A 22,846-nucleotide genomic window follows, 5' to 3' on the forward strand; every position below is an offset into this window, starting at 1 on the left:
AGGCGTCACCAGGGCGCCAGCCCAAAGCCTTCGGGACGCATCAATCCTTCCAGCTTTCCCAACTGGGCAAAATCGACCCGGCTCAGGATGTCATTCATGGTGCGTCCTTCGCGGTGCAGGTTGCGCACCACGCGCACGCGCCGTGGCTGGCCGCTGTCATCGAGCTCCATGACCCAGGCCAGAAAGCCGCTTGAAAACTTCACCAGACTGCCGATCGGATAGAAGCCGTGGCGCTGAATATAACGGGTCACCCAGTATTTATCGAAGCACCCGGGGCGGTGATAGAGGTAGCGGTAGGCCTCGATGGCCGTTTTGCCTCGCCGGTCACCGCGTGTGCGCATCATGGCGTCCACGGTGTCCACCACGGCCGCCATGCGGGCAATCGGCGAGAGAGCCTCACCCTTGAGCGCTTGCGGATAGCCGCTGCCATCCAGACGCTCATTGATGGACTGGATCACGTCATGATGCATGACCGGTGTCAGCCATTCGGCGCCCTCGAGTGCCTCCAGCAGTACAGGCACGTGGCGACGAAGGTGATCACGCTGACGAGTATCGAGCTGGCCCTCGATCGACGGCAGCGTCTCGTCGACCAGCATCATCTTGCCCATGTCATGCACCAGAGCGGCCACGACCGCATCGCGGGCGTATGAGGCATGCTCGAGTTCGGCCTCGAGCAGATCGCCCAGTCGCACGGCCACATTCAACGAGTGCTGCACCCAGGCAGGTTCCTTGTGCAGACAGTGCAGGGCATAGAAAAGATTCTGGCGCTGCTTTTTCAACAAGGACAACAAGGTGTCCGCGCTATCGAGCAGACAGTTTGCCGGCAGCGGACGCTGATTCTGCAGCGCCAGCAAAAAGATATGCAGCTGGCGGGTTACCTCAAGCAGCGTCGCCACCATGGGTGTCTGACGGGACTTATGAAGGTGGCGCCTGGTGCTGCGTTTGGCGCCGGGCTCACTGGAGGAATAAAGCGGCGATGGAAAGCTCATGCGACCACCTTCACCGCTGCGATAGGCCGTTTCACGCTCGGTTTCGTTGACCAGATATATCAGGCGCTGCTCATGGGCGCGGTCCGTATTGATAAAGATCACACCAATGGCAGCGAAGTGTGACCGTCCGGACGGATGGACGTGACGAATCTGGCCCATGGTGGTGAATTGTTCGCCATTGGGGAAGGACAGTTCGAGCCCGGCGATGAACTCATCTGTTTTCAGGGGGGCGCTGGCCGCCAGAGGAATGTCCAGCAGGGCCCCACCAATGGAGAGATTGCGCAATCGCCCGACAATGGGTGGCTGGTTTTCATACAGGGTGATGCCTGCCCCGACCTTCATGCCCTTTGAAAGAAATACACGCCTGCTGTTGCGCTTGGCGGTGGTATGAAGCGTCTGTGGCAAAGCGCATCGCATTTCGAGCAGATCGTTTTTGCGTACCCCCTCGAGCGCCACCATGGCCTCAAGGCGTAGCGTCTCGCTATCACCTTCGGCCCTGAGTGTCAGCGACTGATTGACAAGCTCGGCGGCATTAAGGCTCTGGGCGTCCAGCAGGGAGAGCGACAGCACCCGGCGCTCGTGATCCAGCTCGCTTAGCGTGACCGGCCAGAACACCGATGACTCGCCCACGCTGACCGACAGTGCGTGGGTATGATAGCTCAGCGCATCGACAACCCCGGCAATATGATCGGCATCGCGAATCTCGATCTGTGGCAGTTCCTCTGCCTCGGTTGTTTCCATCAAGGGCGCCTGCTCAACGAATAAGACGGTCATGTGCCAGCGCGGCACGCGGTAGACACGCTATCGGCAGAATAAGCAGCTTGATTTAGATCAGGGCGGCGATTTTGGTGGGATATTGATGTCTGAGCTGCCTGTGCGGCAGCGAACGCCCTCCTCGCGGTATTGGGTGACACGGTACTCTTCTGAGCTGCCTGTGCGGCAGCGAACGCCGAGCTTCATGGCTTCGGCCTGCAGGTCTGCTTCTGAGCTGCCTGTGCGGCAGCGAACTTCCGATCCCAGACGTACTCATCGATGGAATGCTTCTGAGCTGCCTGTGCGGCAGCGAACGGCGTGCGCTCCCCCGACGAGATGACCGTCGACTTCTGAGCTGCCTGTGCGGCAGCGAACAGAATTAGCAGCCCGACAACTCATGCCAGCAACTTCTGAGCTGCCTGTGCGGCAGCGAACGAAGCCGCCGAGCAAAAGGCCGCCATGCCTGACTTCTGAGCTGCCTGTGCGGCAGCGAACGACGAAACAGAAAGGGCGCTTTCATATCTCATCTTCTGAGCTGCCTGTGCGGCAGCGAACACAGGCTCCCGGCGCTTCTGTTGTTGATTTCACTTCTGAGCTGCCTGTGCGGCAGCGAACCGCTCACCATATGTCTTGCTCATGTAGACGCACTTCTGAGCTGCCTGTGCGGCAGCGAACTGTCCGTGCAGCTGCGTGGCCGCCCGGTCTACCTTCTGAGCTGCCTGTGCGGCAGCGAACATCAACGACCTTGGTGACGCCACCCATTATCACTTCTGAGCTGCCTGTGCGGCAGCGAACGCCAACATGTACAGCCCGCAGAACTATCTGGACTTCTGAGCTGCCTGTGCGGCAGCGAACTGTGCCAGCTTCACCTGACTGGCGTTGGTTGTCTTCTGAGCTGCCTGTGCGGCAGCGAACAATTTGCAGCGCAACCTCTGCACTGGCGTCAACTTCTGAGCTGCCTGTGCGGCAGCGAACTCCATAAACGGGAATGTGCTCCATGTTTTTGTCTTCTGAGCTGCCTGTGCGGCAGCGAACATGGAGTCGCTGCCGCCGAACAATTCCCGAATCTTCTGAGCTGCCTGTGCGGCAGCGAACGGCATGCAAATGTATGAGGCGGGTTAAACAATCTTCTGAGCTGCCTGTGCGGCAGCGAACATCCGAATGCAAAGGGCAACCAGCCGTCTCTTCTTCTGAGCTGCCTGTGCGGCAGCGAACATCCTGCAGGAGGCGTACAAACGCTTCACCGACTTCTGAGCTGCCTGTGCGGCAGCGAACACATCCGCGAAGGCATCGAGAATGCCGGCGTACTTCTGAGCTGCCTGTGCGGCAGCGAACGCGCGCGCGGTACCAACGAGGACTTCCTTGAACTTCTGAGCTGCCTGTGCGGCAGCGAACGCCGAGCAGCTGGCCGCAATCGACGCCGAGCACTTCTGAGCTGCCTGTGCGGCAGCGAACCACCAAAGCGCCGATTATGGTCGAATCGTGGACTTCTGAGCTGCCTGTGCGGCAGCGAACGCTTTCAGAACGGCCATCGGCCTTGGCTCCCTCTTCTGAGCTGCCTGTGCGGCAGCGAACTCGCTTACCTGCTAATCACGCCGAGTTTTTCACTTCTGAGCTGCCTGTGCGGCAGCGAACGACGCTATCCAGATGCCTGATGCCATCACTGACTTCTGAGCTGCCTGTGCGGCAGCGAACACCGATATCTGGCAGCGCTGCACCGAGAGCGACTTCTGAGCTGCCTGTGCGGCAGCGAACATGCCGGAACATCATCGTGCGGCCTTCCTTCTCTTCTGAGCTGCCTGTGCGGCAGCGAACTTTCGACTGCCGTCTCTATCCGTGCTCATACTTCTGAGCTGCCTGTGCGGCAGCGAACAGTTAAGCTGACGCCTCTGGCTGCTCCTTCGTCTTCTGAGCTGCCTGTGCGGCAGCGAACATGCCCGATGCTATCGCCCAGCTTGGCAACATCTTCTGAGCTGCCTGTGCGGCAGCGAACAAGAGTTAAATACGGTTAACGCGTTATTTTTAAAGAGCTTTCGATTTGATCTTGTTGTTAAACCCTTTTTGGGGAAGTCCCTGTAACTCATTGATTTTGCGAGCGCCGCGATGACGCTCGCAAAAAAGGGTCAAAACCAGGGGATGGTGGCGTTCCGGCTCAGCCCATACAGGGTGAAGTGCCCCGAGGCGGGTTGCGACTGCAGTGGACCGTGCTCGATGAACAGCGCAAAGCGTTCGCCCGTGGAGCGGCTGCTGATCTGCACAAACGGCAGTTCGATGCGTCGCTGGGCGGGAGCGTTCATCAGTTGTTGCGCCTCGGTTTCTGACACGTCATGGCGGCGCGCGTAGCGCCGTGCGCGACTGGGGCTACCGGTATTGAACTGGCGTCGCTTTACGATCCGATGGCTCGCGCCTGCAGGCACCGGGGTCACGTCGCTGCACTCGACGAGTTCGCGCAGGCCGGTCAGCCAGGCGCGCGCCATAAGCGCTTTAAGACGACCTTTCTCGCCATGAATCCGAAGCCTGGCGCCGGGCGTGCGCGCCTTCACGCCGGTCCTGTAATCGGGGAAGCTCACGCCGATATCCTCTGCCTCCAGCTCGAACAGCGCGCGATGCAGCCGGGCGTAGAGCGCGCCCATCAGCATGGCCGGAGGAAAGTCCGGATCAGCGCGCAGCCGAATGTCGATATAGTGATCCATGATTTACCCCGCATCGCCGAAGACACCGCCGCGAATCAGGGTCGCCATCACGAAGTGCTGGTTCTCGGTGGAGGGCACCTGATCCTTCAACAGCCAGTTATCCAGCAGGTTGTAGAAATCGACCTTCTGTTTCGGCTGACGATAGGCCGTCCCCTGGGTGGTCACCGAGCCGTAGGGTTCGACCGCGATGGGGCCGAGGTCGCTGCCATCTTCCGGCGCCGGGTACCAGGTGTCGATGGTGCGCAGGGCGTTGCCCAGCTTCTGAGAGTGGATGGCGGCGTTGTGATCGTCACCGATGCTGTAAAGCGTCTTGCTCTTGTCACCGCGTGAGCGATCCAGAATCAGCTCCTGCGAGGGGAAGACTTCCTGACCGGCCCCCACGCGGGCAAAGGCCACTACGTCCAGCAGCAGATACTGCTCGCCTGCCAGCGCTCCGGCGATAAGTTGTCCCAATTCACGCGTTTCATCGGTGCCGGTGAAATCACGTGTCGAGTGATCAAGCGCGTCGAAGGACCATGTCTTCTCTGCCTGTCCGCCTTTCATCTGGCTGACCGTCACCTCGATCTGTTCGGCACCCATGCGGTTGCGCCACAAAAAGCGGGCGTTGGCGAGGTTGCAGGCGTAGCGGTGCGCCAGTTCATCGAAGCCGTGCTCACTGATATAGCTACTGACGGTCTGCTTGAGCTTTTGCTGGTACTCGGCGTTGTTGCAGGCGGAAGGATTGCCGGCGCCTGACAGCACCCGCAGCGTGAAGCGGACTGCCAGCGTGTCGGCCTCATGGGGCAGGGCGGCGACATCGACGGTCTGCAGGTTGGGATTCTCAATTTGAGCATCGAGTTTGGCCGGGTCCTGATCCTTGGCCTTCAGTCGATTGGAGATGGTGCCGCGCACCGACTTTTCGCGAACCGGGATGCCGGGCCACGTCTTGTATTGATTCCGCTCATCCCATGAGCCCGCGCTGAACAGCGCATCGGAAGGGTCGAGCTTGCGCTCGAAAGCGAGGACGGAAGCGGTCTTGAGGGCGTCACTTTTGGCCATGATGGTCTCCTGGAGGATCAATCGTTGTCAGCGTGGGTAAGGGCGTAGTCATTGGTCAGGCGATAGATGCCGCGTTCGAGGTCATTTTCAACAAACCACAGCAGCGCGTCGGGCGAGCGCAGCCGGTGCGGGCTGATCCACTCGCCGATGGAATAAAGGCTCTCGACGAACTGGAACGACACGCTCGGATCGCGGGCATTGGCGACCTCGCCGGGCGCGTATAGATCAGAAATCGCGCCGTAGCCGACCGGAATCGGTACCAGCCAGCCGGGATAAGGGCGGCGGATTGCCCACGTCGCCACCTCCCTTGTCTGGCCGTCCCTGTCCTGCTGCGTCTCGATCCGGCATTCGTGGTTGAGCCGGCAGAGATCAAGCCAGGCCTCCAGCGCCGTGGCGCTGTCGTCTTCGCCCTGCAGCGTCTCGGTGTGCTCGCTCAGATAATCGTCGCGCAACACCAGCGCGAAACCGGGCAGCAGCCGGCGCTTGAGACACCGCCACTGTTTGGCGCGCCGCGCTTCATCGGCATCAAAAGTGATCAGTTCGGGGCGCTGACGTGTCGCGGCACTCAGCGGTGGCATGACGCTGCCGCCGGCAATTCGCATGCCCTGTACCTGTTCAAACAATTGACGGGCGATGGTCTGGCGGCGTTCAAGACTGCCGAGGTCGTCTCCCTCGGATTCGATGCCGATCAGCAGCGTCACGTCCAGATGCGCGCGGCCCTCTTCGACGATGGCTGCCGTATTGCCGGCTTTATCCACCGGATTGCGCGTGAGATGAAACGCGCGAGTGAAGCCACCTTCGGTGACCTGCGGCTCGATGTGGTGGCACACCACGCCGACGCCGTCGAAAACGATCCGGATATCGTCGGGCAGGTGACGCTCCAGTGCCTGGATGGCGCCCACGAAGGCGCTCATGGCGGGAAAGCCCCAGGTCATGGAGCTCGAGATGGCATTGGCGTTCTGAATGCGCAGCCGCGGCAGAACGAGCAGATGGGGAATGGCGTCAATCATGCCGCTGCTCCTTCATCTTCGTCGTCGTCACGCAGCGCGTCCTGCAGGTCGTCGAGCTGGCGGCGGAAACTCTTGAGTACGGCGTCGAAGCGCCCTTTCCAGTGCTCATGCTCGACGTCACCGACATTGAGTGCGCTATCGCGGTTGAGCTCCCGATTGAGCCACTGGGCGGCACGCGCGCTGACCGTCTCATGCCACTCGGATTGGTGCCGCGCCTCGGCAAAATCCGCGTCCTGCTCCGCGCGTCCCGGGTCGAGCCAGTACTGCTCATCAGCCGCCAGCTGACAGTGCTCGTCGGTCGTCCAACCCGAGGAGACCGAGTGAATGTCGAAGGTGAACAGCATCAGCTCGTCGACCAGCATGGCAGTCAGGTCGTCGCGCAGATCGCGCGTATGCCTATTGGCGGAGGGGTCGGATTCGAGAAACCGCTTGAGGTCAGCAAGCGTGCGCCGCACGTCCTGACGCCGGCCGAAGGTTTGAAACGCATCGCGCATGGGCGGATAAACGTCGCGCGACCGCCAGTTCGGCGGCAGCGAGGCGAGCAGGTAGTTCTGGCCGCCGCGTTCGCTGTTGAGTTGAGAGATATTCTGGGGCTTGGTGCCGCCGAACTTCTGAATGGCCAGGTTGGGATAGCTGGTATAGCCGCCCTCGAATGGCGTCTTGTCCTTCAGTGCCTTGCGTGCGGCCTTGTTCTGATCACCGTAAAACCATGTGTTAAGGCTGACATGAGCGTAAACACGGTGCGCCAATGCCGTGGCATAAAGCGGGGCCAGCAGGCGGTAGCTCGCGTCATCGCAAGGGTCATCGCCGACCAGCCAGTACAGCTGCTTGAGTCGGGAATCCGTGGCAGGCTTGGGACTCTTCGCATCTAGGAGGGTGCTATATACGTCTGAAACGTCGTCCGTTTTCGTGCCTGTTGCAAAGGCTGACAGCGCATCCTGATCATTTTTACCGAGCCATTCGCTGAACTTTTTAGCCTCAAACTTTGCTTCGAGAAGCAAGTACAACTCGTAAGCCGCAGAATTGACGGCACCATTGCCTGTAGCGTCTGCAAGGCTTTCTTTAGCTGACAATAAATGCGACCCGACTTCGCTTCGGCGAGGTAATTCCCCGAACTCAACGTTCAGGTTGTTAACCAGTTTCACCTGCAAGTCAGGGTGAGTCGCTTTTGCAATGTGAGTGGCTATAGCCACACCAGAGGCACAACTGGCACCTTTTTTTAAAATGCTATCCAAGCTGTACTTTTCATGAGCCTTCTTGATTTCCGCTTTGGCTTGAGTGTCAGTACGCCCCTCAAACTTGGCAATCCTTTTCTCAAGGCGTTTTTGAACATGAGCATGCATTTCCTGCAGCATTGCTTTACTTCTTGCGGTAAGTACATTTTCTCCACCCACTTAGCCCCCCTTCTTTTCTTCGTATTCAAAAATCATCTTGTTGGTTGATGTCCTGAACGATCGCTTGCAATCTCCGAAGCGGCTTACTATTTCCGCCTCACAAACCCCAGCGCTGGATGGAAGTGCCATCCCTGCGGGGCACGATCGGGTTTCAAACGAATGCGGCCAAAGCGCCTCGCGCAGCGCTCCAGCGTCATCTCCATCGCGTCCGCCTGCTCACTCAGGGCGGCCATGTAGTCCGGTTCGTTCCACGGCGTGACGCGCGGATTCGCCAGCGCCTCATCGGCCAGGCGGTCCAGCTCGGACTCCACCGGCGTGAGCACTTCTTCCCGACCGCTCTGGTCTACCCGCCAGAAGCCGTAATCCTCACCAACCTCATCCGGGTACAGCGCGAATTCAGCCTCCGGTTCGTTGTCCTCGCGAAAGGGCTGCTGCTGAATGGCGACGGCGCTCAGCGACATCGCCGTCGGCCGGTAGAACAGATATGCGCCCAGATGGAGCGGCTTCCGGCGACGGGCTCGCCGCTGCTTTGGCGGTTCGGCGCCTTCCACCATCAACATCCTGAGCCGTGCATGTTCAAGATCGACCAACCGCTGCGTGGGTTCGAGAGCGTCGGCGGCCAGCAGGCGAGGGCGCGAGTCGATGGCGTTGATCTCTTCATCGCGCAGCAGGCTACTCAGCCGATGTTTCGCCAACGGCCAGTTCTGGTCGGTCTCGAACCCCGGCCGGCAGAAAGCCGGAGACTTGCCCGCAAGATGGCGCAGGTTGGTGTCCAACAGGGCGATATTGGGCGCGACCACCGGATCATGACGATGGCGTCGGACGCGCCCGGCGAGCTGAATGATCGAGCGCATCGAGGAAGGCTCGACCACGGCCCAGTCGTAGTCGTGATCGCGTCCCACCTCGGTCACCGGCGAGCCCAGCACGATAAACAGATGGTCGTTATCTTTACCGCTCAGCCGCTGGCGAATATCGGCCAGCTCGAACACCGTATTCGGCTCACGGCGGTCCAGCGTCTGATCCAGCCGGTTTTCCAGTCGCGAGCGCAGCAGCAGCGGAAACTGCGAGTGATAAACGCAGAGGTGAATCCGGGTGCCTTCGGGAATCGCCGTGCGATAGATCGCCTGCGCCACGGCAACCAGCGGCTCGATGTTGGCCATGCGCACCAGCCCGAAGCTGACACGTTGACCGCTGTGCGGGTCGAGTGAGTGATGCTGCTCATGCAGTGCGAAGGCTTGTTTCAGTACGGTCTGCGCCACCGCCTCGTGAATGGCGTCAGGATGTCTGGAAGGCGCCGATACGGGTACGAGAGTGCCGCGCCGTCGCGGCTCAAGCACGGCGAGTCGGGCTGCGCGTTGTCGGGCAAAGGCGTCATGGGTGATATCGAACGCTTCGCCATCGGCGCAGGTCTGATGGGTACAGCCGTGTTCGTCGAACCAGGCGACTACCGGCGCCACCGGAGCGCCGGGCATACCGCGATGGCGCTGGTATTCGGTGCGCCCTTCGCGATAGGCGTCAAAAAGGCCACGTACCAGCGCCGGCGGCAGCGTAGCGGAGGAGAGCAGTACCCGGGCGCCCAGCAGACCGGTCCAGTAGACCAGCCGCGTCAGTCCGGGCAGGTCGTTGATGTCAAAGTCATCGGGTTCGTCGAGTACCAGATCGCCGTTCATGAGCCGCAGCATCGGGGCAATCTGGCTGCCACCGCGCAGGCTCTCGGTCGCCGGCATCAGGTGGTCAATGGTGCAGACCAGCACCGGCGCCTGAATCAGCGCACGCGCATGCGGATCGGCGATGGCCTTGCCCAGCACTCGGTGGGCTTCCAGGTCGCCTTCAAAAACAACGTGGGACTGGTCGTCGAGCAGTTCGGCGCGGGATTCGGAGCCGCCGGCACCCTGCTGATGCTCGAACAGCGCACGGCTGGCACTGCCACCGACGCGGATCGCCAGCTCGTCACTGCCAAGCCCCAGCCGTTCGCGGTAGGCCTGGCCTGTCTGCAGGGTCAATGTGCGAAGGCCCAGCGCAATCGAGAAACGCGCGCCGACATCCGGGTCCGCCAGCGCATACAGGATGCGTCCATTGGCGATGGTCTTGCCGCAGCCGGTCGAGGCCATGTTGATGCCGAAAAAACCGTGCTCGAGACTTTTGTCACGCAGGCCAACTGCGAGGTCGAAGGCCTTGTCCTGCCAGCGAAAGCGGGCATCACGACTTCGTGCCCTGAATCCCTTGTGACGGGCAATGCGCGGCAGCGCTGCTGCCATGTCCGGCAGATGATGGATGATGTCGCCGGTCGCTTGGACGACGCCCAGCAGATGTTCGATCAACGGCTGGCAGAGCTCACGCTTGCCATGGCGTGTGGTGGTATTGGCATACAGCGCTCCATCCCACGACCCGCCCAGCCGCCCGCTATCGACGAGGCTCGAGTAGTGATGGTCTGCCAGCATCAGTGCCAGCCGTGCCAGGTGCATGACATAGGGTGATTCCAGCGGCGGTGTCTCCCGGCGGCACTCGCTCAACTGGCGGGCCAGACGAGCTGCCCGCGCTCGCCAGGCATCATGTGTTACCGGCAGGCCGTGTAGAAACGTCCAGTAGGGGATGTCTTCCCTGTCGCTGATGGGCTGTACGATCTCGTTCCAGCTGGCCGTGATGGCCTGTGGCAGCGTGGGCAGGTTTTCGGCATTGAGGATGGATCGGGCGCCGACGCGTTTTTGCGTACCGTCGTCCTGTTCGGCGGGGAGTGCCGGCAGGCGGTGGTGGCTGACGATCAGCCAGCCGATGGCGGCGGCCAGGGGCGGCAGGTTCTGAAAGGGCGATGGGCCAACCAGGGTATCCAGCCCATCGCGTCGGAGTCGGTCCAACCAGCAGGTGTCGTCATCGATTGAGGGACTTTGCAGTCGGGCCAGCCAGCGGGCATCGTCATCTTCGCCGACAAAGGCTTCCAGAAAACGCAGCGAGACCCATTCATGACGGTAGCGATTACGGCCTTCCAGACGGCCGGTCAGCCGCTGCTGAAAGGCATCGCTTGCCTTGCCCAGATCATGAAAGAGCGCGGCCATCGAGGCGAGCAGATGCATCAGTCGCAGCGAGTGCCAGTCGTTTTCGTCTTCACTGCGCAGTACGTTGCGCCGTGTGGTGTTGGTGGGTGTCGCGCCGCGGGCGTTGAACTGCGAGGCATCACCAACGATCCACAACAGCTCGCTGTGGTCGTGGCCACGAATCCAGTGACAGGCCACGGCGCTGTTCTTTCGCGCCTTCCGGCGCAGCAGTTTTCTCAGCGTATCGAGCCCGGCCTGGGTGATGGCGGTCTGCCAGGTACGTTCGCCGCGGCGCTCGGCGAACTGATCCAGAATGCGCCGGGTCTCCCTGAGTGCATTCTTGTGGCACTGCGAGACGATCAACACATTCATCGACTGGCCTCGTTTCCGAGCCGTTCGGCAACGCTTTTTAACGTATCGATCATGGTGTCGAGCGCCTCGACCTGGGTCAGTCGCTCGATACAGGCCTGACGAAACTCCTGCTCTTCATCGCCACGGCTGGCGGAGATGAACGCCTGGGGCAGGATAACGGCGTCCTTGATCAGGTCGGCGACATCGAACACCAGACCACCGCGGCGGGTCTTGCCGTGCAGCACCGCCAGTCCGTGGGGCAGGCCCAGCACCCAGGTCGCAGTGGCGCCCAGGCCATAAGCCAGATAATTGCCGTGATCGAGAAAACGGTTGGCAGGGTCGGCACCGCTGCCGCGCTTGGCCCGGGTAAAATCGCCGTAGTCGGTGGCAATACCGGCCAGTCGGTACAGCTGTTTGGTCAGTCGCGCCTCTTCGGTGAGCAGGGCCGTCGTATCCGGTGCCTGGGCAATGGCAGTGCGGCTGCGCTCAAGCAGTGCCTTGAGCTCGGCCGTGGAAGGCGTGAAGTCCGTGGCACGCTGAAAACGCGCCTCTCCCCAAAGCCGCTCGACCTGCTTGAGCCGTTCGATCTGAAAGGCACGGGCGGCTTCCAGACGCAGACCGTCATCAAACCAGAAGCGCACCCAGTGCTGCAGATATTCGGTAGGGCGGTATTCGCTTTGGGGATTGAACCAGGCCACCTCGATATCGACCTCGTTGGCCGAAAACAGCGGTGTACCACCGCCACCACAAAAGCCGACCAGCACACCGGCCTTCGACAGTTCGCGCATCGCGGCCTGGGTAATCGAGGTGCCCGTTCCCAGCAACAATGAGGTGGTATTGGCAATGGGAATGTTCCAGTACTTTGAGCGCTTGCCCTCGTCGGTGACGTACTCGACGCGCCCACCGTTGACCAGCACTCGACAATGCTGAAGATAATAAAGATTGGCGCGTTTGGAGTGCAGGATCGTTTTCAGGTCACTGGCAGCAAGATCATCCATGGCGCACTCATGTTTTGACGGTTCAAGACGTTATCGTCGAAGACAGACTAAACATGAGTAATATATGAAAATGGTCGGTCGCGAAAGACAATGGCGCCGGCAAAAGGCAATGATGACAATGCCATCATTGATGCCATCGAGAGGTATGGCGGCGTGCCAACACCATGCGCGTTCGCTGCCGCCCAGGCAGCTCAGAAACTGTCGGTTATATCGATCGACGTGCTGATGTGGTTCGCTGCCGCACAGGCAGCTCAGAAACTTGCCGGCGCTCCCACGCTTGGTAATCACTGGTTCGCTGCCGCACAGGCAGCCTGAGCAGGAAATGAGAGAGCCGCCCGGATAGGCGGCTCAGAGAGGGTACAGGCCATCGGCATTTGCCGTCACAGGCTTTGATGTCAGGCCGTCTCGTCTCGGGGCTCTGCGTCCAGACGCCGTTGGGCCCCCGGAGAGCGACAGGCCGCGGCGGTAAAGAGCACGTCGGTCGAGGAGTTGAGCGCGGTCTCCGTGGAGTCCTGTAGCACGCTGATGACGAAGCCGACGGCGACAATCTGCATCGCGACGTCGGCGGAAATACCGAACAGACTCGCCGCCATCGGAATCAGCAGCAGCGAGCCGCCGGCCACCCCGGAAACGCCGCAGGCCGCGAGGGCCGAGACCACGCAGAGCAGAAACGCGGTGAGGAAATCGACGCCGAGACCAAGCGTGTTCGTCGCGGCCAGCGTCATCACCGTGATGGTGATTGCCGCGCCGGACATGTTGATCGTCGCCCCCAGCGGAATCGAGACCGAGTAGGTATCGCGATGCAGGTCGAGACGTTCGCAGAGCGCCAGATTGACGGGAATGTTGGCCGCACTGCTACGGGTGAAAAAGGCGGTGATGGCGCTGCCGCGCAGGCAGGCGAAGACCAGCGGATAAGGATTTTGGCGCGTGTGGGCGAACACGATGAGCGGATTGGTCACCAGCGCCACGAACGCCATGCAGCCCAGCAGCACGGCCAGCAGGTGAGCATAGTTGGCGAGCTCTCCAAGACCCGTATTGGCGAGCGTGTTGGCCACGAGCCCGAAGATGCCTAGCGGCGCGAAACGAATGATGAAGCGCACCAGCCCCGACACCGCGTCGGACAGATCACCCAGCGCGTTGCGGGTGGTGTCGCCCGCCTGGCGCAGCAGCAGCCCCAGACCCACCGCCCAGGCGAGAATGCCGATGAAATTGGCCTCCACCAGCGCATTGACCGGATTGTCGACGGCGCTCAACGCGAGATTGCGCAGCACCTCGATGATATCGGAAGGCGGCGCGCCATCGGCCGGTGGAGCGTCGATCGCCAGCGTGGTCGGAAAGGCGAAGCTCGCCAGGACCGCCACCAGCGCGGCGACCAGGGTGCCGACCAGATAGAGCCCGAGCACGCCATGGACCTGCGTGGGTCGACCGCGCTGATGGGCGGCGATGGCCGCCATCACCAGTACGAAGACCAGAATCGGCGCGATCGCCTTCAACGCATTGATGAAAAGATCACCGAGAATGGCGAAGGACTGGGCGATGCTCGGCGCCCACACGGCCAGCAGCGTGCCGGCGACGATGCCAATGAGAATCTGTGGAATCAGCCCCGGGCGGGGCAGGGGTGAACGACGATCGGAACGGGCAGACATGGCGCTCTCTTGTAGGCCGAGACGTGTGAGGCACGGGTGTTACCGCGGGCGCCGGAAAAATCTCGATGAACGTCCGCGAAACGGCGCATTCTAGCACCGCCACGCCGGCCATACGCCATCGCTTGTGTCTGTCGCTCAAGGGGTGTGGCCATCAAATGCTCGGCGCGGTCAGAAGGCCGGCATGGGGTTGACGGCGCATGACGCCATGGTTCGCTGCCGCCCAGGCCGCCCTATTGGGTCGACCAGGTGCGCCCGCCCGGCGGGTTGGCGTCGCCGTCCTCGCAGGTCATGCCGGAGCTTGAGTAGCTGCGCGAGCCATCATGATGACGGCAGACATTGGCGTCCCCTTCGCTGACGCCGTCATAGCCGTTGAGCCGGTAGCTGTCGGGCACGTAGTTGCTGCGCCAGTGCTCGAGCTGTTCGGGTGGCAGGATCACGCCAACATCCACATCGCGAACGGGGTCGAACTGCTGCGGATGGCGAATGCCAAACGGTGGGTAGCGATGGGGTGGACGGTAATCCAGGGGCGGGCCGCGGCGGTCAAGAATCACCGATTCGCCGGCCAGCGCCGTATGAGGCGTGCCTGCCAGCGTCGCGGCGGCCACAAGACAAGCCAGAAAACAGCCCGGTACGGCGGGCTTCATTGATCGGCGCGGCATGGCGTCTCTCCCTGTACCTGATCCGCAAAAGAGCGGACCTGAGTGGCTCTATCGGCGCGGCGAGCACGCTCTGAAGCCTTGCTGAAATATAGCGCGTTTCAGGCGCGTCGGCGCAGCAGGCGAAAGAGGATCGGCAGCAGCATGACGACCGCCACGCCCAGAATGATCACTTCCAGATGGTCACGCAGCAGCGGCACGTTGCCCAGGAAATAGCCCAGCGAGACCAGAAGGCCGGTCCAGAGCAGGGCGCCCAGCAGGCTGAAGCCGGTAAAGACGGGCCAGGGCATGTGACTGATGCCGGCCACAAAGGGGGCAAAGGTGCGTACCAGCGGTACAAAGCGTGCCAGCATCACCATCTTGCCGCCGTGATGGGCGTAAAAGGCCTCGGTCCGGGCCAGATGTTCCCGGCGCAGCCAGCGCGAATGCTCGTTGAAAAGCCGGGTGCCGTAGCGCCGCCCGATCCAGTAGTTGAGGTTGTCTCCCAAAAGCGCGGCGGTGGCAATGACGGCGCCTGCGATCCAGGGGTCCAGATGGCCGCTGCCGGCGATGGCGCCGGTGATGAACAGAAGCGAGTCGCCGGGCAGAAAGGGCATGATGATCAGCCCGGTCTCACAGAAGATGACCGCAAACACCAGGCCGTACACCCACACGCCATGATGCTCGACCAGGGTCGTGAGGTGCTGATCCAGATGCAGAACAAAATCGAGCAAGGCCGCTGCCCCTGAGGATGAATGGCGGCCAATACTGCGCCCGGCCCGTGGCAAAAGGCAATGATCGCCTGTGGCGTGCGTCCAGGTCACACTACAGGCCTTTGCGGCACGCCTGGTCGTGAGGCTGTCGATGTTTTGCCCGTGAGGTGGTCTTGTTCGACGACGATGTAGATGCTCTGCGCCAGTGGCGCCAGACCCTGATGACCGTCCGCCATCGTGGACTCCTGTGGCTGTCCGGCCCGGCGGACGTCGTGCGCGCGCGCGCCGACGCCCTGCTTGAGGCGCTTTCCCTGACGGAGGTCCTGTGGGTGGGGGCACCCGTCTCTGATGCGATTCAAACACCGGTCGAGCCCCTGATGATGAAAAAGGCCCGCACCCGACTGGGCACCGAGCAGGGGGCGGTAGTGTTTGACGCCTTTAACGGCTTCGACCCGGATGCCTTCGGCGCGCTGGCCGGTACCGTGCGCGCCGGCGGGTTGTTGATCCTGTTGACGCCTGAACACTGGGGCGCGGCGCCGGACCCCGACTACGCGCGCCTGGCCGATCACCCCGTTGAGTGGCCGTCGCTCACCTCGCGCTATCTGACCCGGCTGGCGCGGCTGCTGGGCAGGGATGCCGGGGTGGCCCGCTGGGCCCACGGACAGCCGTTGATTGTGCCGGCGGGCGGGAGAACGACGCTGGCGGAACCGGTGGCGGTTGAGGATATCGACTGCCTGAGCCCGGATCAGGCGCGAGCAGTTTCGGCCATCACGCGGCTGCGTCGGCGACGCCCGCTGGTGCTCACGGCCGATCGGGGCCGGGGCAAGAGTGCCGCCCTGGGCATCGGCGCGGCGCGGCGTCTCGTGCAGGGGGATACGCGCATCTTGATCACCGCACCGCGCCTGGCCAGTGTGGCACCGGTGTTCGAGCGTCTTGCCGCGCTCCTGCCGGACGGCGTTCTACAGGCGCAGCGTTTTGTCTGGCAGGGCCGCGAGGTGTGCTTCGTCGCCCCGGATCAGCTGGTGGCCAATCTCGATCACTGGGGGGGCGATGGCAGCGTGCTGCTGGTGGATGAGGCCGCAGCTCTGCCGGCGGCGCTGCTGCATGAGGCGCTCGAGCATTTTCCGCGCGTGGTCTTTGCCACCACCGTCCATGGCTATGAGGGCAGCGGCCGCGGTTTTGCCCTGCGCTTTCGCGCCCGACTGGACCGGCATACGCCGCAGTGGAAGGCGATGACGCTGGCGTCGCCCGTGCGCTGGGAGCGGGATGACTCGCTGGAGCAGAGTGTGACCCGGCTGCTGGCGCTGACCGTTGAGCCGCCGGCCGCCGGTGACGCGTTCGACGACGTGTATCACCATCGTCTTGACCGCGACGCCCTGGCCCTTGATGAGCCGCGCCTTGAGGCACTGTTTGCGCTGCTGGTACAGGCGCACTATCGCACCACGCCGGCGGATCTGCGCACCCTGCTGGATGGCCCGAATATCGGCATCGAGACGCTGGAGAGCGCCCCGATCGCGGGTGAGGGCCGGCTGCTGGCGGTGGCGGTAACGGTGGATGAGGGCGGGTTTGATGAGCGGCTTGCCGAGCAGATTGCCCGCGGCGAGCGTCGTCCGCGCGGCCACCTGATGGCGCAGTCGCTGGCACTGCATGCTGGCGTGGTCGAGGCCGCCACTCATCGGCTGCGGCGCATCATGCGTCTGGCCGTGGTGCCGGAGTGCCAGCGCCAGGGGCTGGGTCAGAGACTGGTCGAGAAGGTCATCGAGGGCGCGCGCAGTGAGGGCAGGGCGCTGCTGGGGGCGAGCTTCGGTGCCGAGCTGGGGCTCATGGCCTTCTGGCAGCGCTGCGGACTGGCCTGCGTGCGCCTCGGGCTGCATCCTGAGACCTCCACCGGCGAGTATCCGGTGATGACGAGCCGGCCGCTGAACGGACCGGGCGATGCGTTGCAGCGTCTTTTAAGCGCCGCCCTGCGCGAGCAGCTGCCGGCGCTGCTGGCCCTTGAACTGTCAGGCCTGTCGCCCGAGGTGGTGGCGCAAACGCTGCTGGATCAGGCGGTGCTTGCCCCTGCCTCCCCGGAGCGTGCGCAGGCACAGCTGGAACGTCTGGCGCTGGGGCAGGCGCCCTGGGTGCCGAGCCGACAGGCGCTGGCCTGGCGGATGCATCAACGGCTTCAGGCGTGTCGTGGAGAGACGGTGCCGCCCGAGCTGATCACCCTGTGTGGCCTGTTGTGGCAGGGACGTTCGATGACCTGGCTGGCCCGGCGCGAGGGCCTTGCCGGTCAGGCGCAGGCGATGGACTGGGTGCGCCGCCAGGCGCGTGCGCTGCTGGAGGGTCAGGCGCTGTCCGCGGGGGGCGGGGCTGAAGGGGCGCGGTGAATGGCGTATTCTTGAGGGCAGATATCGAGTCATACGCCATCAGGAGAGTCTGCGTGAACGAACATCTGGACACACTGGAACCGACGCTTTTATGGCGCCACTTTCGCACCTTCTGCGAAGTGCCGCGTCCGTCAGGCAGGGAAGAAGCGCTGGCCAAACGTCTTGAGGCCTGGGCTGCCCACAAGGGCTTTGAATACGAACGCGATGAAGCCGGTAATCTGCTGATTCGAAAGGCCGCCACCCCCGGGTACGAAGACCGCCCCGGCGTGGTGCTGCAGGGCCATCTGGACATGGTCTCTCAGGCCGCCCCCGGCGTGACGCACGATTTCGATCGCGATTCGATCGACACCGAGATCCGCGATGGCTGGCTCTACGCCCGCGGCACGACGCTGGGCGCCGACAACGGCGTGGGCGCCTGCGCCGCACTGGCCATTCTTGAAGACGAGCATCTGACCCACGGACCGCTCGAGGCGCTGATGACGGTCGAGGAGGAAGCCTCGCTGGTCGGTGCGATCAATCTAAAGCGGGGCTGGCTCAAGGGCACCTACCTTTTGAATCTGGACTCCGAGGACGAGGGCCAGGTCTACATCGGCTGTGCCGGCGGCGCCTCGGTGCGCACGAAGGCGACCGTGGTGAATGCCCCTTTTGACGGGCCCATGGAGACGCTCGCCATCAGCGTGCACGGTCTCAAGGGTGGCCATTCGGGGCTGGATATCCATCTGGGCCTGGGCAATGCCAACCGGCTGCTGTCGCGCCTGCTGCATCGTCTCTGCGACTACGGGCTGCGACTGGTCGATTACGACGGCGGCACCATGGGCAACGCCATCACCCGCGAAGCGACGGCCACGGTGGCGCTGCCGAAGCAGCATCACGAGGCCGTGATGGCCGAAATCGAGCGCTACCAGGCGATCTATTGCGAGGAGCTGGCAGGAATTGATGACGGCGTGAGCGTCAGCGTCGAGCCGGCACAGGCCGAGCGGGCGCTCTCCAGTGACGACACCTACCGCCTGATGGGTCTGATGCACGGGCTGCCCTACGGCGTGGCCGGCATGAGCCGCTCGGCGCCGGGTGTGGTCGAGACCTCCAACAATCAGGGCATCGTGAGCCTCAAGAATGGCACCTTCTCGATCCAGCTGATGGTGCGCTCGCTGCGCGATTCGACCCGCGATGAGCTGGTGGCCCGCATCGCCACCCTGATGCGCCTGACCGGCTTCGAGCCGGCCATCAACGAAGGCTATCCGGGCTGGACGCCCGAGCCGGAGTCCGAGCTGCTGGGGCGCTTTGAGCGCGTCCACGAGCGGGTGACCGGCGAGGCGCCCGAGGTGCGTGTCATCCACGCCGGGCTCGAGTGCGGCCTGATCGGCTCGAAAAATCCGGGCATGCAGATGATCTCGTTTGGCCCCACCATTCGCGGAGCGCATACCCCGGATGAACGCGTGGAGCTGAGCGCGGTGGAAAATTTCTACACCGTGCTTCGGGCGATGGTCGAGGATCTGGCGAACGCCTGACGCTTTTGAAAACGCCTGTCAATGGTGACTCGGGAGGGCCTTCGGGCCCTCCCTTTTTGTATCGGCAGCCTGGGCCACCCGGACCCGCCCGGCAGGACAGTCCCTGTCAGGATCGCTAATATGGGACGGGCATCAGGCCGCCATGACGGTCGCTGCCTTTTCCCCATCACAGTCACAAAAGGGCGCGCCATGTTGACCCGTTTTCTCTCCTGCCATCGCCGGTTGACCGTGGTCATGACGCTGGGAGCGGCCGCTGCGCTGATGAGCGCCTCGGTGGAGGCTCGCGACTCGCGCACCGAGCGTGCCGCCGAGGTCATGGCCGAGCTTCGCGATCAGCCGCCGAAGCTGCGGGTGTTCCTGCAGCGCATGCCCAAGGGCGGTGACATACATCATCACCTGTGGGGCGCGCCCTGGCCGGAAACCCTGCTGGCGGAGGCCGGTCGCGCCGGGATGTGCGTGCGCGCCGATGGCTCGGCGATCGCGCCGGCACCCTGCGATGACGATGCACTGGTGCCCGCCGAGGGGCTGGCACAGCGCGACAGTGCGCTCTACGCCGAGCTTTTGAATGCGCTGTCGATGCGCAACACGCCCACCGGGCCCGGCACACCGCCGGTGGACGGTCACGACCAGTTCTTTGCCACCTTCGATCGCTTCGCGCCGGTGGCGGCGGCCTCGCCCGGCGCGCTTTTGAGCGCCTCCCAAAAGCTGGCGGCGCTCGATCGTCAGAGCTATCTGGAAACCATGTCCAACCCGGGGGCACTGCACGGCTTTGGCGCCATGGCGCAGTCCCGCGAGCTTGATAGTGATGATCTCGACGCGGCCTGGCAGGCGCTGTCACCGGAGCTCGAGTCGTCTCTGACCGAGGCGCGGCAGGAAGTGGATGACATGTTTGCGGAGGCCGCCTCGCGCCTGGGTTGTGACCGCGAGGAGGCCGCCCCCGGCTGTGACGTCACGGTGCGCCTGCAGGGCTTTGCCGTGCGCACCCAGCCGCCGATGGCGGTGTTCGGCGAGCTGATGATGGCCTTCGCGCTGGCCGATGCCGACCCGCGCTACGTGGGCGTCAACATCGTGGCGCCGGAGGATGATCCGGTGGCGCTTGAAGATTATGACCGCCACATGCAGATGCTGGCCTTTCTCTCGAAGCGCTATCCCGGGGTGCCGCTGGCGCTGCATGCCGGGGAGCTGACGCTCGGGCTGGTACCGCCGCTTGAGCTGCGCGATCACATCGAAAAGGCGGTCGACGTTGCCGGCGCCCGCCGCATCGGTCACGGCGTGGACATCGCCTTTGAGCAGAACGCGCCGCAGCTTTTGCAGGCCATGGCAGAGCAGAACGTGGCGGTGGAGATCAATCTGACCAGCAACGACGTGATTCTCGGGGTGCGTGGTGAGAAGCACCCGCTCAACCTCTACCGCGATGCGGGCGTGCCGCTGGTGCTGGCCACCGACGATCAGGGCGTGTCGCGCATCGATCTGACCCATGAGTACGAGCGGGCGGTCACCGAGCACGGCCTGGACTATCCGGCGCTCAGGCAGATGGCGCGCAACAGCCTCGAGTACAGCTTTCTGGACGGCGAGAGCCTCTGGGCCGACGGCAGGGCCGGCGAGGCGCGCGTGCCGGCCTGTCGGGGCGCTTCACTTGATGCCGCGCCCGCAGGCGACTGCGCTGACCTTCTGGAACACAGTGATCGTGCCCGGCTGCAGTGGCGGCTCGAGCGGGATCTGATGGCCTTCGAGTCAGAGGTGGCGCAGTGGCCGCAGTGGCTCGGTGGGGCGTCGCGCTGAGCGGACAGCGCAGACGTTACGGCGCCGCCACCGGGCGGCGCAGCACGCTGACCAGTACGCTCAGGGACAGCAGCATCACGAAGACGCCGTAGACGTATACCGTGGCCTCAAGCCCAGAGTGCTGGGTGGCGATGCCGGCCGCCAGCGCCGGCAGGCTGGCGGATAGATAGCTCACCACGTAGAACACCGCCATCAGAGATGAGCGCTCGCCGGCCGGCGCCAGCGGCATGACCGCGCGCAGCGCGCCCATGAAGCCGGAGCCAAAGCCTAGGCCCGCCACGGCGTAGCCGATGATCAGAAGCACAAGGCTTGGTAGATAGACGCTGATCAGCACCAGGACCAGCCCGGCGGGCAGCAGGGTGCTCGAGATCAGCAAAATGGTGCGGGTCGTGAAGCGGCGAAAGCGCCAGACGCTGATGCCGCCCATGACCGACAGGATGCAGGCTAAAAGCCCACCCATCAGGGCGCTGTGAAACCCGGCGACCTGCTCGGCCAGCGCCGGGCCCAGCGACAGGCTGAAACCGCCCAGCGCCCAGGCCGCCACGTTGGCGGGCATGGTGCGCACGAAGGTGGGTAATACGACCGCCGGTACACGGGCGCGGGGTGCCATCGAGGCCAGTGCGCCGGGACGGCGCGTGACGCTTTCTGTCATCCGGCCAAGGCGACAGGCCTGGCAGGCGAAAATCACGATCATCACGACGTACACCAGCCGCATGGGCCAGGGCGCCCCGGCCACCAGCAGGCTGGCGCCCAGCGCGCCCAGTCCCATGCCGATCATCGGCGCGACGCTGGCCATGACCGGGCCGCGCTGGCGGTCGCTGTCCATGAGCGCCGCACTCAGCGCGCTGGTCACGATGCCGGTGGCCATGCCCTGCAGTAGGCGGGCGGCAAACAGCCACTCAAGATCGCCTGCCAGCAGGAAACAGCCCATCGAGGCCAGCTCGATCACAAGGCCCGCGAAGATGACCGGGCGGCGACCGAGATAATCCGACAGGGCGCCGGTGAACAACAGCGTCACCAGCAGCGCAAACAGATAGCTGGCAAATACCAGCGTCAGCATCGACGTGGAGAAGCCCCAGCTTTGCTGGTAAAGCTGATACAGCGGCGTGGGCACGCCCGAGGCGGCCAGAAAGGCCATCAGCACCAGCGTGTAGAACACCAGTTCCCGCGGACGTGACACCACCGGGGCAGTGGCAGAGGACATGAGAGGCACCTTAAGGCAAAGGTTTTGCGTTAAAATGCATGCAGTGTAAGTGATTCAACTGCTAAGGCAAATATTTTGCGTTAAGAGGCGCCATGACCCCCAGACCGACCCTTCGCCCCGGCGGGCGCAGTGCCCGGGTACAGCAGGCCGTTCACACCGCCGTCAGTGCGCTGAATGACACCGTGGGACGCGAGCAGCTGACCATTCCGCTCATCGCCGAGCATGCCGGCGTTACCCCGTCGACGATCTATCGACGCTGGGGGTCGCTGCGCGAACTGCTCGCCGATGTGGCCGCCGAGCGGCTACGCCCGGAAGCCCCGCTGGCCGATACCGGCTCGCTGGAGGGGGATCTGATGGCCTGGGCCGGCGAATTCATGGAGGAGATGGCCTCGCGCCCCGGACAGCAGGTGATGGCCGATGCGCTGGGCAGTGCCGGTCATGAGCCGCGCCGGCGCTGTCACGCCTGGCAGTGCGAGCAGCTCGCCCTGATGCTGTCACGTGCGCGTGATCGCGGCGAATCGGCACTGCCGGAGGTCGATGCGCTGATCGATGGCGTCATGGCGCCCCTGATCTACCGGGTCAGCCATGCCCCCGAGACGCTCTGCGAGACCCGGTTGCGCCACTGGGTGCGCCAGGCACTCGGCAGCGCCGGCGAAAACTTTAGGGCGACCGAATAGGGCATGAATTCATGTTCATTCCTCCTGATTGACCCGGGCGTGCTCATGGCA

16 protein-coding genes and 1 CRISPR repeat array are annotated in these 22,846 nt (G+C 63.4%); of the genes, 5 read left to right on the top strand and 11 right to left on the bottom strand.

The features are described 5' to 3' along the window. Nucleotides 1–5: 5 nt before the first annotated feature. The 7 genes from Q0931_RS10920 to cas1f all read right to left on the bottom strand — a co-directional run bounded on the left by Q0931_RS10920 (nt 6) and on the right by cas1f (nt 12,258). Nucleotides 6–1,730, bottom strand: coding sequence for an HD domain-containing phosphohydrolase (locus tag Q0931_RS10920; RefSeq protein WP_299260187.1), 1,725 nt, complete (start codon nt 1,728–1,730; stop codon nt 6–8). Between the two features lie 119 nt (nt 1,731–1,849). Next, a CRISPR array of direct repeats spans nt 1,850–3,735; the repeat unit is 28 nt; unit sequence CTTCTGAGCTGCCTGTGCGGCAGCGAAC. Between the two features lie 130 nt (nt 3,736–3,865). After that, on the bottom strand, nt 3,866–4,435 hold the full coding sequence (gene cas6f, locus Q0931_RS10925; RefSeq protein ID WP_299260189.1) for a type I-F CRISPR-associated endoribonuclease Cas6/Csy4: 570 nt from the start codon (nt 4,433–4,435) through the stop codon (nt 3,866–3,868). Between the two features lie 3 nt (nt 4,436–4,438). Next, nucleotides 4,439–5,473, bottom strand: a complete 1,035-nt coding sequence (gene csy3, locus Q0931_RS10930) for a type I-F CRISPR-associated protein Csy3 (RefSeq protein WP_299260191.1) — start codon at nt 5,471–5,473, stop codon at nt 4,439–4,441. Between the two features lie 17 nt (nt 5,474–5,490). Beyond that, the gene (gene csy2 / locus Q0931_RS10935) at nt 5,491–6,483 is read right to left on the bottom strand and encodes a type I-F CRISPR-associated protein Csy2 (RefSeq protein ID WP_299260193.1); all 993 of its coding nucleotides are present in this window, start codon (nt 6,481–6,483) and stop codon (nt 5,491–5,493) included. Further along, entirely contained in the window at nt 6,480–7,838 is a 1,359-nt protein-coding gene (gene csy1 / locus Q0931_RS10940; protein ID WP_299260195.1) for a type I-F CRISPR-associated protein Csy1, read from the bottom strand. Before csy1 ends, csy2 begins: the two co-directional genes overlap by 4 nt. A 125-nt stretch (nt 7,839–7,963) precedes the next feature. Next, nucleotides 7,964–11,281, bottom strand: a complete 3,318-nt coding sequence (gene cas3f / locus Q0931_RS10945) for a type I-F CRISPR-associated helicase Cas3f (protein WP_299260197.1) — start codon at nt 11,279–11,281, stop codon at nt 7,964–7,966. After that, nucleotides 11,278–12,258, bottom strand: coding sequence for a type I-F CRISPR-associated endonuclease Cas1f (gene cas1f, locus Q0931_RS10950; RefSeq protein WP_299260199.1), 981 nt, complete (start codon nt 12,256–12,258; stop codon nt 11,278–11,280). The genes cas3f and cas1f overlap by 4 nt, the downstream gene beginning before the upstream one ends. 90 nt (nt 12,259–12,348) lie before the next feature. Between cas1f and Q0931_RS10955 the strand changes: the two genes are divergently transcribed. Beyond that, on the top strand, nt 12,349–12,573 hold the full coding sequence (locus Q0931_RS10955; protein ID WP_299260201.1) for a hypothetical protein: 225 nt from the start codon (nt 12,349–12,351) through the stop codon (nt 12,571–12,573). A gap of 80 nt (nt 12,574–12,653) precedes the next feature. Here Q0931_RS10955 and sstT read toward each other — a convergent pair whose 3' ends face one another. The 3 genes from sstT to Q0931_RS10970 all read right to left on the bottom strand — a co-directional run bounded on the left by sstT (nt 12,654) and on the right by Q0931_RS10970 (nt 15,273). Next, on the bottom strand, nt 12,654–13,904 hold the full coding sequence (gene sstT / locus Q0931_RS10960; RefSeq protein WP_299260203.1) for a serine/threonine transporter SstT: 1,251 nt from the start codon (nt 13,902–13,904) through the stop codon (nt 12,654–12,656). A gap of 230 nt (nt 13,905–14,134) precedes the next feature. Next, nucleotides 14,135–14,563 carry a hypothetical protein gene (locus tag Q0931_RS10965; protein ID WP_299260205.1) on the bottom strand — a complete coding sequence of 143 codons (429 nt, stop codon included), beginning with the start codon at nt 14,561–14,563 and terminating at the stop codon, nt 14,135–14,137. Between the two features lie 98 nt (nt 14,564–14,661). Then, on the bottom strand, nt 14,662–15,273 hold the full coding sequence (locus Q0931_RS10970; RefSeq protein ID WP_299260207.1) for a VTT domain-containing protein: 612 nt from the start codon (nt 15,271–15,273) through the stop codon (nt 14,662–14,664). A 152-nt stretch (nt 15,274–15,425) separates the two neighbouring features. Between Q0931_RS10970 and Q0931_RS10975 the strand changes: the two genes are divergently transcribed. The 3 genes from Q0931_RS10975 to Q0931_RS10985 all read left to right on the top strand — a co-directional run bounded on the left by Q0931_RS10975 (nt 15,426) and on the right by Q0931_RS10985 (nt 20,914). Next, a complete protein-coding gene (locus Q0931_RS10975) occupies nt 15,426–17,624 on the top strand; it encodes a GNAT family N-acetyltransferase (protein WP_299260209.1) in 2,199 nt (732 codons plus the stop codon). Between the two features lie 53 nt (nt 17,625–17,677). Beyond that, the gene (locus Q0931_RS10980; protein WP_299260211.1) at nt 17,678–19,132 is read left to right on the top strand and encodes an aminoacyl-histidine dipeptidase; all 1,455 of its coding nucleotides are present in this window, start codon (nt 17,678–17,680) and stop codon (nt 19,130–19,132) included. A gap of 189 nt (nt 19,133–19,321) precedes the next feature. Beyond that, nucleotides 19,322–20,914, top strand: coding sequence for a hypothetical protein (locus tag Q0931_RS10985; protein ID WP_299260213.1), 1,593 nt, complete (start codon nt 19,322–19,324; stop codon nt 20,912–20,914). Between the two features lie 16 nt (nt 20,915–20,930). Here the strand turns inward: Q0931_RS10985 and Q0931_RS10990 are convergent, their stop codons facing one another. Then, nucleotides 20,931–22,118, bottom strand: coding sequence for an MFS transporter (locus Q0931_RS10990; RefSeq protein WP_299260215.1), 1,188 nt, complete (start codon nt 22,116–22,118; stop codon nt 20,931–20,933). Between the two features lie 92 nt (nt 22,119–22,210). Between Q0931_RS10990 and Q0931_RS10995 the strand changes: the two genes are divergently transcribed. Further along, nucleotides 22,211–22,795 (top strand): TetR/AcrR family transcriptional regulator, encoded by a 585-nt coding sequence (locus tag Q0931_RS10995; protein WP_299260217.1) that lies wholly within the window; start codon nt 22,211–22,213, stop codon nt 22,793–22,795. Nucleotides 22,796–22,846: the final 51 nt, after the last annotated feature.

The sequence above is a fragment of the uncultured Kushneria sp. genome, assembly GCF_947497025.1.
Taxonomy (GTDB): Bacteria; Pseudomonadota; Gammaproteobacteria; order Pseudomonadales; family Halomonadaceae; genus Kushneria.

Coding starts and splice junctions, on each gene's coding strand:
- Q0931_RS10920 (WP_299260187.1), bottom strand. CDS start 1,730: ATGGAAACAACCGAGGCAGAGGAACTGCCACAGATCGAGATTCGCGAT.
- cas6f (WP_299260189.1), bottom strand. CDS start 4,435: ATGGATCACTATATCGACATTCGGCTGCGCGCTGATCCGGACTTTCCT.
- csy3 (WP_299260191.1), bottom strand. CDS start 5,473: ATGGCCAAAAGTGACGCCCTCAAGACCGCTTCCGTCCTCGCTTTCGAG.
- csy2 (WP_299260193.1), bottom strand. CDS start 6,483: ATGATTGACGCCATTCCCCATCTGCTCGTTCTGCCGCGGCTGCGCATT.
- csy1 (WP_299260195.1), bottom strand. CDS start 7,838: ATGCTGCAGGAAATGCATGCTCATGTTCAAAAACGCCTTGAGAAAAGG.
- cas3f (WP_299260197.1), bottom strand. CDS start 11,281: ATGAATGTGTTGATCGTCTCGCAGTGCCACAAGAATGCACTCAGGGAG.
- cas1f (WP_299260199.1), bottom strand. CDS start 12,258: ATGGATGATCTTGCTGCCAGTGACCTGAAAACGATCCTGCACTCCAAA.
- Q0931_RS10955 (WP_299260201.1), top strand. CDS start 12,349: ATGGCGCCGGCAAAAGGCAATGATGACAATGCCATCATTGATGCCATC.
- sstT (WP_299260203.1), bottom strand. CDS start 13,904: ATGTCTGCCCGTTCCGATCGTCGTTCACCCCTGCCCCGCCCGGGGCTG.
- Q0931_RS10965 (WP_299260205.1), bottom strand. CDS start 14,563: ATGCCGCGCCGATCAATGAAGCCCGCCGTACCGGGCTGTTTTCTGGCT.
- Q0931_RS10985 (WP_299260213.1), top strand. CDS start 19,322: ATGTTGACCCGTTTTCTCTCCTGCCATCGCCGGTTGACCGTGGTCATG.
- Q0931_RS10990 (WP_299260215.1), bottom strand. CDS start 22,118: ATGTCCTCTGCCACTGCCCCGGTGGTGTCACGTCCGCGGGAACTGGTG.
- Q0931_RS10995 (WP_299260217.1), top strand. CDS start 22,211: ATGACCCCCAGACCGACCCTTCGCCCCGGCGGGCGCAGTGCCCGGGTA.